The 12,842-nt window shown below is 71.7% G+C and carries 10 protein-coding genes; 5 read left to right on the top strand and 5 right to left on the bottom strand.

Annotated features, from left to right (window positions below; translation table 11 throughout):
* Positions 1 to 4 precede the first annotated feature (4 nt).
* Together IM770_RS07840 and IM770_RS07835 are read right to left on the bottom strand one after the other, a co-directional pair.
* Positions 5 to 406 carry a DUF2304 domain-containing protein gene (locus tag IM770_RS07840; protein ID WP_203580574.1) on the bottom strand — a complete coding sequence of 134 codons (402 nt, stop codon included), beginning with the start codon at positions 404 to 406 and terminating at the stop codon, positions 5 to 7.
* Positions 403 to 1,137: a glycosyltransferase family 2 protein gene (locus IM770_RS07835; protein ID WP_203580680.1), complete on the bottom strand. Its 735-nt coding sequence runs from the start codon at positions 1,135 to 1,137 to the stop codon at positions 403 to 405. The genes IM770_RS07840 and IM770_RS07835 overlap by 4 nt, the downstream gene beginning before the upstream one ends.
* A 79-nt stretch (positions 1,138 to 1,216) precedes the next feature.
* On the opposite strand from IM770_RS07835, the gene IM770_RS07830 reads away from it, so the two are divergent.
* Positions 1,217 to 2,809 carry a DUF2142 domain-containing protein gene (locus IM770_RS07830; protein WP_203580573.1) on the top strand — a complete coding sequence of 531 codons (1,593 nt, stop codon included), beginning with the start codon at positions 1,217 to 1,219 and terminating at the stop codon, positions 2,807 to 2,809.
* 33 nt (positions 2,810 to 2,842) lie between these two features.
* Here the strand turns inward: IM770_RS07830 and IM770_RS07825 are convergent, their stop codons facing one another.
* The 3 genes from IM770_RS07825 to IM770_RS07815 form a co-directional block, all read right to left on the bottom strand.
* On the bottom strand, positions 2,843 to 3,832 hold the full coding sequence (locus IM770_RS07825) for a glycosyltransferase (RefSeq protein ID WP_203580572.1): 990 nt from the start codon (positions 3,830 to 3,832) through the stop codon (positions 2,843 to 2,845).
* A gap of 73 nt (positions 3,833 to 3,905) precedes the next feature.
* Positions 3,906 to 5,246: an O-antigen ligase family protein gene (locus IM770_RS07820; protein WP_203580571.1), complete on the bottom strand. Its 1,341-nt coding sequence runs from the start codon at positions 5,244 to 5,246 to the stop codon at positions 3,906 to 3,908.
* The gene (locus IM770_RS07815; RefSeq protein ID WP_203580570.1) at positions 5,243 to 6,727 is read right to left on the bottom strand and encodes an O-antigen ligase family protein; all 1,485 of its coding nucleotides are present in this window, start codon (positions 6,725 to 6,727) and stop codon (positions 5,243 to 5,245) included. Before IM770_RS07815 ends, IM770_RS07820 begins: the two co-directional genes overlap by 4 nt.
* Positions 6,728 to 6,809: 82 nt before the next feature.
* On the opposite strand from IM770_RS07815, the gene manA reads away from it, so the two are divergent.
* The 4 genes from manA to IM770_RS07795 all read left to right on the top strand — a co-directional run bounded on the left by manA (position 6,810) and on the right by IM770_RS07795 (position 12,815).
* A complete protein-coding gene (manA, locus tag IM770_RS07810) occupies positions 6,810 to 7,958 on the top strand; it encodes a mannose-6-phosphate isomerase, class I (protein ID WP_203580569.1) in 1,149 nt (382 codons plus the stop codon).
* Positions 7,959 to 8,140: 182 nt separating this feature from the next.
* A complete protein-coding gene (locus IM770_RS07805; protein WP_082497093.1) occupies positions 8,141 to 8,467 on the top strand; it encodes a WhiB family transcriptional regulator in 327 nt (108 codons plus the stop codon).
* Between the two features lie 86 nt (positions 8,468 to 8,553).
* The gene (locus tag IM770_RS07800) at positions 8,554 to 11,415 is read left to right on the top strand and encodes a glycosyltransferase (protein ID WP_203580568.1); all 2,862 of its coding nucleotides are present in this window, start codon (positions 8,554 to 8,556) and stop codon (positions 11,413 to 11,415) included.
* Positions 11,412 to 12,815 (top strand): DUF5719 family protein, encoded by a 1,404-nt coding sequence (locus IM770_RS07795; RefSeq protein ID WP_203580567.1) that lies wholly within the window; start codon positions 11,412 to 11,414, stop codon positions 12,813 to 12,815. Before IM770_RS07800 ends, IM770_RS07795 begins: the two co-directional genes overlap by 4 nt.
* Positions 12,816 to 12,842: the final 27 nt, after the last annotated feature.

The raw sequence follows: 12,842 nt of genomic DNA, 5'->3' as shown, positions 1-12,842 counted from the left end.
GTCGCTAATCGCTCTCGTCCCCGCGCGCCGGGGGTGCCTCGGCGGCGCCTGCGCGAGTACCGCCCTGAGCTCGGCGCATCTCGTCGAGATCGGCGCGGAGGATGGCCAGATCCTCGGACACGCGGCGGACCTCGTCTTCGGACTTCGACAACTCCCAGGAGAGGTGGAGCGTCACGCCGACGAGCAGTACGATCGCGAGCGCGAAGATCAGGTTGGCCGGCACCTCGACGCCCAGGAGACGGGTGAGGCCGATCAGCAGCCCGGGGAACACGGAGATGACCAGGAGGGTGAACCCGATCACGAGCCACAGCGTCGCGTACTTCTCGCGAAGCTGTCGCCGCAGGAGCAGGCTGATGATGATCGTCAGCACGATCAGGGCGAAGCCGATGCCCGCGACGATGATCATGACCGCGGCTCCCGGACGCCGGCTCGCCGAAGGAGCGCGAGCGACAAGGCGAAGACGGTCCGCAGAAGGTATACCGACGCGCCGAGCGGGTTCTGGCTGGGCTTGCCGTGCGCCCGCGGGCGCATGGCGACGGGAACCTGAGTCACCGTCAGCCCAGCGTGGATCGAGGCGACGAGGGAATCGACCGTGTCGCCGAGGTATTCCGCCGGGTAGTAGCCGACGTACTGATCGATCGCTCGCGCGTTGGCCGCCCGGAATCCGCTGGTCACGTCGGTCAGGGTGGTCTTGGCCATCCGAGACAGAACGGCGGCCAGCAGCTTCATCGCCCAGCGTCGCGGACCGCGGGCCGAGTAATCTCCGACGTCGGCGAACCGGGCGCCGATGGAGATGTCAGCGTGCTGGAGCCCATCGAGCACCGGCACGATGTCGCGGGGGTTGTGCTGTCCGTCGGCGTCGACTTGGATCGCCCGTGTGTAGCCGTGCCGCTGGGCGTAGGTGAACCCGGTCCGCATGGCACCGCCGACGCCCATGTTGAAGGGGAGGCTCAGTACGACGGCTCCCGCTCGGCGGGCCACCGCGGCGGTGCCGTCGACGGAGCCGTCGTCCACAACGACTACCGTGTACTGAGGGCCCTTCAGGTGCTCGAAGATCTCGCGCACCGTTTCGCCCACATTGGCCGACTCGTTCCACGCGGGTACGATCACCAAAGTCCGTGATTGTGTGTCGACCATCGGCGCCAGTTTATCAGCGGGCCTTTCGCTCCACGGCGCGACCACGGCCGCGGATCGGCACGCCCACACGAGGAGATGAATGACCACGCCCGTCATCAACGGGTCGCGCCCGGCGGCGCCTCGCGATGAGCACGTTTCCCGGCGATCCTGGCAGTGGCTGCGCCGTCCTTTCGCGCTGACCGTCACCCTCATCGCAGCCTTCTTCGTCGCTCTGACGGCCGGCGCGGTCTTCCTCCCGCTCGCCACGGGACCGGATGAGCCGGGCCACTACGTGCATGCGGCGGCTGTCGTCCGGGGCCAGGCCGCGGACCTCACGCCCACCGTCCCGGCGGCGATCGACAACCTTCATCGCTTCGCCGGGTGCTTGGCATTCCACCCCGAGGTCACAGCCGTCTGCCAGGACGAGCAGTCCGTCGAGGATCCTCTCGCGCCCGTCGTCAGCGACACCGCCGCAGGCCTCTACAACCCGGTCTTCTACGCGTGGACGGGGATCGGCTCGCTCCTGGACCAGAGCGAGTCCGGCCTCTACTACGCGCGGATCCTCTCGGCACTGGTCACGGCGACCATCTTCGGCTGGGCGGCGTCCTACCTGATCCGCACGGCGCGGAGCAGGTGGGCTCCGATCTCGCTCTTCGTCGTCTGTGCACCCCTCGTGCTGTACATCGGCTCCGTGCTCAACCCGAGCGCATGGGAGATCGCCGGCGCGTTCGCGGTCGTCGTGTCGGCCTGGGGGATCCTCGGAGCGCGCCACCCCGACCGGTCGTGGAGCGAAGCGCACTCGCTCCTCGCGATCGCGGGTGCCGTCATGATCGTCTCCCGTGGACTGTCTCCGGTCCTGTTCGCGCTCCTCATCCTCATGGTGGTGATCCTCGCGGGATGGAAGCGTGTGGCAGCCGTGCTCCGCAGGTGGCCGACGTGGGCCGTCGTCGGCGTGGTTTCGGTGGTCGGCGCGGCGAGTCTGCTCTGGGTCGCCGTGAATGGGACGAACTACGTGGGCATCGAGCGCCCGGCGACCCTGCTGGACGGCATCCGTGCGATTCCCGTCTTCTACGCGGACACGTTCGGTCAACTGTCGATGATGTATGGGAGTCTCGGCTGGCTGGACGTGCCGCCGCCTCAGCCGCTGGTCATCATGTGGGTCATCGCGGTCGGCGCGTTCGCGTTCGTCGGCTTCGCCGGCTCGCAGGCGTCGGGCAGATTCGCGATCGCGCTCGCCGCGGCGGTGTGCGTGCTGCTTCCGGGTGTGGTCGCCGGCATCCAGTGGTCAGGCCTGGACTGGCAGGGCCGGTACACCTTCCCGCTTGTCGCCGGCCTGCTCGCGGTGTCAGCCGTCAGCGTCGACGAGGTCTTCGCACGCGATCGCGCGCTGCCCGCGGAGATCGGGCGACGGCTCGAAGCCGTCGGCACCTGGGCTGCGGTGGCCGTCACCGCCATCGGATACGTGTGGATGCTGGTGCTCGTCGCCAAGCGCTACCTGATGGGCTACGGCGCGTCGCTGTTCTCGCCTCCCACCTGGCTTCCGCCGGTCCCGCCTGTGGTGCTGGGTGTGCTGTCGGTGGGCGGCTTCGCCGCATTCGGGGCGATCGTCCTGCTGGCGGTGTGGAGCGGGAGGGTGAACCTCGCCGCAGACGATCGTCGGGAGGCCGCGCCCGTGGAGTCGACGACCGCGTGAGATCGTCGCGGGCCCGTCACGGGCCCGCGGAATTCAGCTCGAGGCGGCCGTCGCGGCCTCGAGCGGCGGCATCGGCTGCCACGACGCGTCCTTCGCGATCTTCCGGCCGTCGCGCAGGCCGCGGAACAAGTGGGATGTCCCGCGGAAGGTGCGCTCGACGAACACCAGCCGGATGAGCTCCTTGCCGAACGTGAGAGCCGTGCCGAGACCGAAGAGCAGCGGGTTGTACACGTCGAGCGAGCGGTAGTACTTCTTGATGTACGCCCGGTTGCGCATGATGTAGTACCGGTAGGCGTTCGAGGACGCGTTCATGTGGCGGATGCCCATGTCCCACTGCTTGATCTCGCGCGTGCGCCGCAGCACGAACTCGTCGACGATGACCGACTCGGTCTTGCGCGACGCGAGCCAGCCGTACATCTGGTCGTCCCAGTAGATGAAGAAGCGCGGGTCGGGCAGCCCGATCTGCTGGACGATCTCGCGGTGGATGAACATTCCCTCGAAGCATCCGGAGTTCATCGGCTTGTAGCCCGACTCGTCGAACTCCGCGGGGGCGAAGGGGATGGGGATGCCGAGGGGCTCGGCGACGCGGTACTGCCAGTAGAACGCGCTGCCGTCGTAGTCGTACCGGCGTCCCTGGATGCTCTTGAAGCGCGGCGCCCACTTGCCCATCTTCGCCAGGCCGTCGGGGAGCACCTCGACATCGTCGTCCATGAGCCAGATCCACTCCGAGCCGAGCTCGTACGCGACGCGCATCCCCTCGCTGAAGCCGCCCGAGCCGCCCGTGTTGGTGTCCAGCCGTCGGTACACCAGCACCGACGGCTCGAGGCTCTCGCGGAACGACTCGACGACGTCCGTCGTGTCGTCGGTCGAGGCGTTGTCGATGATCACGATGTGGCCGGGCTTCGGGTCCATCGTCGTGAGACTCGTCAGCAGACGCGTCAGCAGCCCCGACCGGTTATAGGTGACGACGGCGATCGTCGCGGTGGCGGGGTCGAAGGGCGCGGCGGACGATGCGTGGGTCACGTGGATGATCTCCGGAGAAGTGTGGCGGGGCGCCGAGACGTCGGGCCGGAGAGAAGCCTACCCTGCCCGCCTCCTACGCTCCCTGGGCGTGCGGCAGTCCCGACGCGTCCGCACCGCCCGTGCCGCCGGCATCCGCTCCGTTGTCGAGCTTCTCGCGCCAGGAACGCGACTGCCCGGCCCGAACCGCGCACAGGACGAGCATGAGCCACCCGAGCCCCGTGAGCGTGAAGCTCTCGAACATCGAGTCGACGAGCAGGGCCACGAGCATGAGCGGCGTCCACGCGTAGACCACCGACCGCCGCTCGCCGGCGACGAGCCAGGAGCGCGCGAGCGCGAGAGCGCCGAGCGCGAGGAAGAGGACCAGGCCCACCCAGCCGAGCTGGAGTGCGACGTCGAAGTAGGCGTTGAGGCCGGTGGCGTGGGTGGTGTCCAGCCAGAAGTTGATCGCGTTGAAGGGGTATTCCTGCCGGTTCCACACGCCGAACCAGCCGAAGCCCTGCACGGGCCGCTGGCGGAGGATGTCGACCATGAAGTTCCACAGCTCGACGCGCATGGAGAAGTCGGTCCCCGCGCCGAGCAGGGCGATGATCGGATGACGCGCGGCGTAGCCGACGATGACCCCGATGACGACGATGGCCCCGAGTGCGAGCTGCAGGCCCGCGCGTCGCTCGGGCTGGGCGTGGCGCACCAGCGCGAGCGCCCCGACGGCGAGGCCGACCGCGAGCGCGAGCACGACCACGGTGGGGGAGTCGCTGAGGGCCGCCATGCCGCCCGCGAGCACGACGGAGACCACCGAGAGGCCGGGCGGCACGGACTGCGTGCGGTACTCGATGAGGAACGTGATGAGCGCCAGCACGGCGACGAAGCCGAGCAGGTTCCGCGTGCCGAAGATGCCTTGCACGGGTCCGAGCTGGGCGAGGTTGCCCTGGATGCCGAGGAACGTGAAGGGGACGTCGAGCAGGATCCCCGACAGCACCTCCAAGGTGAGCGACGCCACCAGGAGCACGCGCAGCACGTCGCCGAGGGCGCGCACGGTCTGCAGCGTGTCGCGGACGTGGCCGATGACGACGGCGAGGAAGGCGATCGCCGCGAGTGACACCCAGCTCCAGAACGAGCCGGCGGTGTCGCCGCTCCAGAAGATGCTGGCGAACGCCCAGCCCACGAACACGATCACCGTGGTCGGCACCAGGCGCAGCAGCGAGACCTCCCGTCGACGGGCGACCATGATGGCCGCCCCGAAGACGCACAGCCCCGTCACGATGCTGATGTACGTGACGCGGCCGGCGACCCGCTCGATGGCGAACGCCGAGAACACCGTGGCGAAGACGACGAGGGTGAAGGCGCGGGCGAAGGATGCCGAGGCCAGCAGCGCGCCCAGCCAACCGGGCGATTCGGCGTGCGGAGTGTCGGTCACGCGCTGCGCCCTGCGGAGCGCATCGCGCGACGAGCCGGCCGGCGGGGGGATGCCGCGGGGTCGCCTCCCGGTTCGCGGCCGCCGCCTTCGCGCGCGACCGCCTCACCCCGTTCGATGGCGGCGCTCTGCTCGGCGGGGCCGACGCCGACGTGCGGCGACTGCTTGATCTTGGCCCCGAGCATCACGATGAAGAGCCAGCCCCACAGCAGCAGCGGGCTCGATTCGGCGAGGCCCTGCACGAGCAGGATGGCGCCGACGAGCGTGGGGAGGAGCGTGAGCGGCGAGTACGGGCGGTCGGCGCGAAGATCCCACCGTGGCCGGTCGATGGCGAAGAACCATGCGCGCCAGACGAAGGCGAAGTACAGCAGCGCGAGCAGCACGACCCCGACGATGCCCAGCTGCATCGCGACGTCGATCCACATGTTGTGCGCCTGCATCACGGTCTGACCGTGGTCGACGACCCAGCCGTCGAAGGCGGGATCCGACGGCACCCACGGCGTCGCGAAGCCCCAGCCGACCCAGGGACGCTCGGCGGCGCGGCCCAGCACAGCCTCCCAGATCGCCTCGCGGCCGGTGAGGTCGGCGCTGCGGCCCAGAGCGGTGAAGATCGTGTCTCGGAGCAGCCAGAGGCCGACGAGCCCGCCGACGCCGACGAGTGCGTAGGCGACGTAGTACTTCGTGCGCTCACCGGGTCTCGTCGCGGTGCGCATCAGGAGCACGGTGATGAGGACGACGGCGACGGCGGCTGCCGCGAGGTAGGCGGTCGCCGACCCGGCCCGCACGAAGAGGTAGGCCGCCAGGCCGGTCCAGATCCACAGGAAGGTGCGCCGGGGCGCGCCGGAGGCGAGCCGGATCGTGAAGACCACAACCGCGAGGAGGGCGACCGGGGCCAGCAGGTTGGCGTTGCCCATGATCCCCTGGAGGCGACCGGGGAAATCGAAGAGGTTGTTGCGCGACCAGTACTCGATCGGGTCGTCGGCCTTGTCGACGACGAAGCCGGGGAGGATCGGCTCTCCGATGAAGACCGCCACCCACAGCTCGAACAGGATCGACAGCGCCAGCACCCATTTGAGGGCCGACGCGACCGCGCGGACGAGCTCGCGCCAGGTCAGCACGCTGCCGATGAACAGCGCCTGCAGGGTGGTGATGTAGAGCAGCAGCAGGGTGAGCGCGGTCGTCTGCGGCCACACCGACCAGGTGAGCGACAGCGTCGCCCACACCACGTATGCCACGACGAACCAGGGCAGGCGCCGCCACTGCACGGGCGGACGCACCACGACCCACAGCACCGCCGACAGCAGCCCGCCGGCGATGGTGATGACGGCGGTCGTGAGCTCGCCGAAGGCGTTCACCCACGCCGTGCCCGAGAGCGACATGAACAGCACGAAGATGCACCAGCCGCGCAGCATGAGATGGCCGGTCTTCTCGCGGACCGGCGGTTCCGGCGGCGCCGACGCCGGGTGCTTCGAGTGGACGGCCATCGCTCTCAGGGTACCCCGCGGCCTCGGTTCCGCCGTGGGCGACGGGCGGGCCGGCTCGGCGCGCCGTCGCTAGGCTGTTCGGGTGCTGATCCCGCTCGCCAACGACCCGCGCGATTACGCGTGGGGTTCGACGTCCCTCATCGCAGATCTCGAGGGTCGGGCACCCTCCGGGCGTCCCGAGGCGGAGGTGTGGTTCGGCGACCACCCCGGTGATCCCTCCGAGACGCCCGACGGCCGCACCCTCGACCGGTGGATCGCCGACGAGGGGTCCGCCGCCGGGATCGACGAGCCGCTGCCGTACCTGCTGAAGCTGCTGGGTGCGGCATCCGCTCTTTCGATCCAGGCGCACCCGTCCAAGGCGCAGGCAGAGGCGGGGTACGCGCGCGAGGAGGCCGCGGGCATCCCGCGCGACGCCGCAGACCGCACCTACCGCGACGCGAACCACAAGCCCGAGCTCATCGTGGCGCTCAGCGACACCTTCCGTGCTCTCGCCGGCCTGCGCGACCTCGACGACACACGTCGCCTCGTCGCGGCGCTGGGGCCGGGTGCGGCGCCGCTGGCGGAGCGGCTGGCGGACCCGGATGCCTCGCTCACGGCGATCATCGGCTGGCTGCTGTCGGACGGGGCCGATGCCGCGCGCGACGTCATCGCCGCCGCCGTCGCGGCCGAGTCCGGCGAGTTCGCCGCCGAGCTGGAGCTCGCCCGCACGCTGGACGCCGGGTTCCCGGGCGACCCCGGCATCGTCGTGGCGCTGCTCATGAACCTCATCACGCTGCGGCGCGGACAGGGGCTCTTCGTGCCGGCGGGGGTGCTGCACGCCTACTTGGAGGGGCTCGGCGTGGAGCTCATGGCCGCGAGCGACAACGTGCTCCGGGGCGGCCTGACACCCAAGCACGTCGACGCGGCGGAGCTCGTAGGCGTGCTGGACCCGACGCCGAGTCTGCCGCCGATCGTCACGCCGCGGACCGTGGACGACGGCGTCGTCCGGTACGACGTGCCGGTGTCGGACTTCGCGCTGCTCGCCCTCACGCCGTCCTCGGAAGCGATAGACCTCGCTCTCGACGGCCCCGCGATCGCGCTCGCGACCGCGGGTGCGCCCCGAGTCTTCGGGCGCGCCACGGACTCGTCGGCGACCCTCGCGCCGGGCCGCGCGGTCCTCGTGACGCCCGACGAGGGAGGTGTCCGCGTGGCGGGCGACGGGCAGCTCTTCATCGCGCTGCCGGGCCGCTGAGCGCGCGCCCGAGCGCTCGGTGACCGGACTGTTATCACAGTGCGACACGCCGTCGGCGCGTCGTGAAGGTTCAAGAGCCGGTTGAGCCTTTACTATCTGCGACTTGACCTCACCGAACTACACGGGTGTAATTATCCGTACACGCACCAGCGTGGAGCAGGATCTCGGGGGGTGAGAACGACATGACGGTTTCGCAATTCCGTTCCGGCGTTCCCGACGACTGGTTCGTCGATCCGGTTCAACTGGGGGTTCCGGGGGTACGCCGCAACATCGATGCGGAAGAAGACAATCCGCTCGCATGGCAGACCGATGCGCTGTGCGCGCAGACCGACCCGGAGGCGTTCTTCCCTGAGAAGGGCGGCTCCACGCGCGATGCCAAGCGCATCTGCACGTCGTGCGACGTCCGGGGCGAATGCCTCGAGTACGCGCTCCAGAACGACGAGCGGTTCGGCATCTGGGGCGGTCTGAGCGAACGGGAGCGTCGCAAGCTCAAGCGTCGAGCGGGCTGACGCGCACGCCGGTCGGCCGGTTCGATCCGGTCGACCCGGCGCGTGCGCCCGGGGTCGCCACGGAGCCCGCCTAGGCTGACGAGGACATGCCCGCCGCAACGTCGAACCGAGTCCACGCCGTCCTGGTGGTGCGTCCTGACGGTCGCACGCCCGCGGCGTTCCATCTGCGACGGACGCTGGCGGCGCTCGCCGAGCAGACCCGACCGGTCGACGTGCTCACGATCGTGATGTGCGGCGGCGACGATCATCTGTTCGAGATCGCGGATGCCGCGGGCGCAGAGTCCGTCGTGAGGGCGCCGGCCTCCACGGGCTACGCCGCGGCGACCGCGCTCGTCACGCCCGGGCTCGAGGGCGACGCGGTGTGGCTGCTCGCCCAAGACACCGCGCCGGAGCCCGATGCGCTGGCGCGGCTCGCCGGTGCCCTGGAGGTCTCGCCGTCCGCGGCCTTCGTCGCGCCGAAGCTCGTCCGCTGGGACGACCGCTCCGAGATCGTCTCACTGGGCGTCGGCATGACGCGCTTCGGCCGCGCCGTCGGTCTCGCCGACGGTGAGCTGGACCAGGGGCAGCATGACGCGCACGAGGATGTGCTGGGTGTCGACATCCGCGCGGTCCTCGTGCGGGGCGAGGCGTGGACGCGGCTCGCGGGCCTGGACCGCGGGCTCGCGGGGGCCGACGAAGGGCTCGACCTCGGGGTGCGCGCGAGACTGGCGGGTGGCCGTGTGTCGCTGGTTCCCGCGGCCCTCGTCGCCGTCGCGGGCGACGGCGTCGCCGGTCTGCCCAGCCCGCTGACGCCCCAGCGCCGACGGCGCGCCGTGTACGCCGAGCGGGTCGCGCAGCTGCATCGGCGACAGGTTTACGCGCCGGCGTTCGCCGTTCCGCTGCACTGGCTGTCGCTGCTGCCGCTCGCCCTGTGGCGCACCATCGTGGCTCTCGCGCGCAAGCAGCCGGGGCGCATCGCGTCGGAATGGGCCGCCGCCGCGACGGTGCTGGTCGGCATCGCCGGGATCTGGCGTGCCCGCCGCCGCCTGGCCCGCGCACACACTGCCTCGTGGGGTCAGATCGCTCCGCTGCGCACGACCCAGGGCGAGCTGCGCGAGCGACTCGACGACGATCCCGAGGTCGCGATCGGCGGCCACCGCCGGAGCGACCTGAAGTTCTTCGTCGGGGGCGGCGCGTGGCTGGTGCTCGCGGCCCTCGCCGTCTCGGTCGCCGCCTTCCCCGCCCTGCTGGCGTGGCCGGTCCTCGGCGGCGGCGCGCTGCAGCCCCTCGCGACGACCGTCGGGCAGCTGTGGGACGAGGCGCTGTACGGTCAGCGCGCACTCGGGCTCGACACGATCTCGGCCGCCGACCCGTTCGCCGCGGTGGTGGCCCTGCTCGGCACGCTGTGGCCGTGGGCCACGTCGCGCGCCGTCGTGCTCCTGTGGGTGCTGGCTCTGCCGCTCGCGGCCCTCGGCGGCTGGTTCGCCGCGACCCGCGTCACCGAACGCGCGAGCCTGCGACTGCTGGGCGGCGCGGTGTGGGCACTCGCCCCCGCGTTCGTGGTCGCCCTCTCGCAGGGGCGACCGACCGGGGTGATGGTGCACCTGCTGCTGCCGTGGCTGTTCTACGCCGGTGCGGTCGCGCACCGTTCGTGGGCGGGTGCGGGCGCGGCGTCGATCCTGCTCGCGGCGGTGCTCGCGAGCGCGCCTTCGCTGGCGCCGGCGATGGTCGCGCTGTGGCTGGCGGCGCTGCTGCTCGCGGTCGTGCTGCGCTCCGGTCGCGGAGCGGCCCGCCTGATCTGGACGCTGGTGCCTTCGCTCGCTCTGGCGGCTCCGCTGGTGTGGAACGCCGTGGCGAACGGCCGCGCGTGGGGTCTGCTCGCCGACCCCGGGGTGCCGTGGGCAGGGCGCCAGGTGGCTGCCGACGCCGCCGGACGCGCGCTCCTCGCCGCCGGCATCCCCAGTCCCGATCTCGCCGGGTGGGCGACGTTGCTGCCCGACGGGCCGACGTGGTGGGTTCCGCTGCTGAGCGTGCCTCTCGCGCTGCTCGCGCTCGCCGCGCCGCTCACCCAGCGCTGGGCCGTGGGCATCGTGATGCTCTTCGTGACCGCGCTCGGTCTCGGCACCGCCTTCGCAGCCGTCGGGGTGTCGGTGGCGTTCGTGCAGTCGCAGACGATTCCGCTGTGGCCCGGGACAGGCCTCAGCCTGGCGTGGCTGGGGGCCCTGGGCGGCGCGCTCGTCGCGCTGGACGCGGGTCTGGCTCCGCGCGTCGCGCTGGCGCGCGGGCTCGCCGCGGCCCTGGTGCTGATCGGGGCGGTGGTGCTCGCCGTGCCATCGCTCACGGCCTTCACCCGCGACGCCGCGACGCTCTCGAACGGCCCTGCCAGCACGCTGCCCGCCTTCGTCGCCGCAGAGGGGCGGGACGATCCCGACGTCGGCACGATCGTGCTGACGCCCCAGGCGGACGGCGGTGTCGCGGCCCAGATCGTGTGGGGCGCGAGCGAGACGATGGGCGGCCAGAGCACGCTGCTCGCCGCGCGGACGGCTCCGACGTCTCAGGACGACGAGCTCGCGGTGATCGCCGCCGACCTGGTCACCCCCTCGTCCGAGGATGTCGTGGCCGAGCTCGCCGCCCGAGGTGTCGGCTTCATCCTGCTCGCGCCCGCCGCGCCGCCCGAGACCGACGCCGCGCGGACGCTGCGCCTGTCGGCGATGACGGCGCTGGGGCAGCGCGAGACGCTCGTGGTCGTCGGGGACACCGCCAAGGGCGAGCTGTGGCGGGTCGTTGACGAGCTCGCGCCGCGACCCGGAGAGCCGGCATCCGTCATCACGGCCGCACGATGGATCGCCTTCGGGCAGCTTGCCGTGTTCGGCGTCGCGCTGCTGCTGGCCGTGCCGACCGCCACGTCGGTGCGAGAGGCGCGGCGCACGCCCCGTGTGGTGGGGCCTCACTGGCAGGAGGGGCGATGAGCGACCGCCGAGTGTTCCGCTGGGCGACGACGAGCGCCCGGCTGCTGATCGGGACCGCCGTGTCGGTGGGGGCGGTGATCGCCGTGGTCACCGCGGTCTCGGTCCCCTGGCCCACGCTCGACCGCGAACCGCTCGCCGTGCCCGCGACACCGGCGCCCGCGGCATCCGTGATCTCGTGCGATGGCCCGCTGCTGGCGATCGGCCGGAACCCGACGGATGCCGACGCGCTCTCGGTCGCGGCGCCCCAGTCCGTCATCGCGGGTGTGGCGGAGGGGGAGCCGGCGGCCGAGCAGCGGCTGGAGGCGACCGGGATCGGTCCCGGCCCGCTCGCGTACACCGCCGTGCCGTTCGACGGGCAGGCGGTGGACGTCGCCGCGACGGGCGCGGCGACGGCAGCCGCCGACGACCTCTCTGGTTTCGCGGCCTCGGCGTGCCGCCCGCCGCTGCTGGACTCCTGGCTGATCGGCGGCTCGGGCGCGACCGGCGCCGCGGACCTGGTGCTGATCGCGAACCCCGGTACCGTCCCGGCCACGGTGCAGCTGACGGTGTACGGCACCGCGGGTCCCCAGTCGCCCCCCGGCGGCGTCGATCTCGTCGTGTCGCCCGGAACGCAGCGGGTCGTGCCGCTGGCCGGTCTCGCGTTCGGCGAAGAGACGCCGGTCGTGCGGGTGTCGGCCGTCGGCGCGCCGGTGCACGCCTCGCTTCAGGCGAGCATCACGCGCACGCTCACCCCGGGAGGCGTGGACCAGGTCGGCCCGGTGGCGCAGGCCGAGACGACGCAGATCATCACGGGCATCACCGTGGAGCGGCCGTCGACCACCGACGTCGCCGAAGAGGTGACGGTGCTGCGGATGCTGGCGCCCGCTGCCGCCGCGACCGCGCGGGTGACCGTGACCTCGGTCGGCCGGGCCGAGCCGCAGCGCGAGCCCGAGCAGGTCGCGCTCGAGGCGGGCAAGCCGATGGAGCTCGCCGTCAACGGGCTCAGCGCCGGCTCGTACACCGTCACGGTGGTCGCCGATGCGCCGGTCGTCGCCGCCGTGTGGCAGGCGACGGGCGTCGGAGAGGGCGACGACTTCGCGTGGTTCACGCCTGCGCCCGAGGTCGCGGTGCCGTCGCTGTTCGCTACGCCCGGAGGGCCCACTCCGTCGCTCTCGATCGTCAACACCTCCGGCGAACCCGTCGCTGTCGCGGTCACCCCGGCCGAGGGCGGCACGCCGCTCGATGTCACGGTGGCGGCGAACTCCTCCGTCGCCGTGCGGCTCACCACGCGCACCCTCTACACGATCGATCCGGCGGCTCCGGTGCGCGCAGGACTGTCGTTCGCGGGCGACGGCGCTCTGGCGGGAGTGCCGGTGTGGCCGGCGGACGTGGCGACGCGCGAGGTCGTCGTCTACCCCTGACCCGTCCGTTCCGGATGATCCGGCGCA

The organism is Microbacterium hibisci, from assembly GCF_015278255.1.
Lineage (GTDB): Bacteria > Actinomycetota > Actinomycetes > Actinomycetales > Microbacteriaceae > Microbacterium > Microbacterium hibisci.
This window is presented reverse-complemented; position numbering and strand designations above follow the sequence as displayed.

What these genes read in the sequence shown, in the direction of transcription:
- IM770_RS07795 (WP_203580567.1), top strand. Translation starts at nt 11,412, where the DNA reads ATGAGCGACCGCCGAGTGTTCCGCTGGGCGACGACGAGCGCCCGGCTG.
- IM770_RS07835 (WP_203580680.1), bottom strand. Translation starts at nt 1,137, where the DNA reads ATGGTCGACACACAATCACGGACTTTGGTGATCGTACCCGCGTGGAAC.
- IM770_RS07840 (WP_203580574.1), bottom strand. Translation starts at nt 406, where the DNA reads ATGATCATCGTCGCGGGCATCGGCTTCGCCCTGATCGTGCTGACGATC.
- IM770_RS07830 (WP_203580573.1), top strand. Translation starts at nt 1,217, where the DNA reads ATGACCACGCCCGTCATCAACGGGTCGCGCCCGGCGGCGCCTCGCGAT.
- IM770_RS07815 (WP_203580570.1), bottom strand. Translation starts at nt 6,727, where the DNA reads ATGGCCGTCCACTCGAAGCACCCGGCGTCGGCGCCGCCGGAACCGCCG.
- IM770_RS07800 (WP_203580568.1), top strand. Translation starts at nt 8,554, where the DNA reads ATGCCCGCCGCAACGTCGAACCGAGTCCACGCCGTCCTGGTGGTGCGT.
- IM770_RS07805 (WP_082497093.1), top strand. Translation starts at nt 8,141, where the DNA reads ATGACGGTTTCGCAATTCCGTTCCGGCGTTCCCGACGACTGGTTCGTC.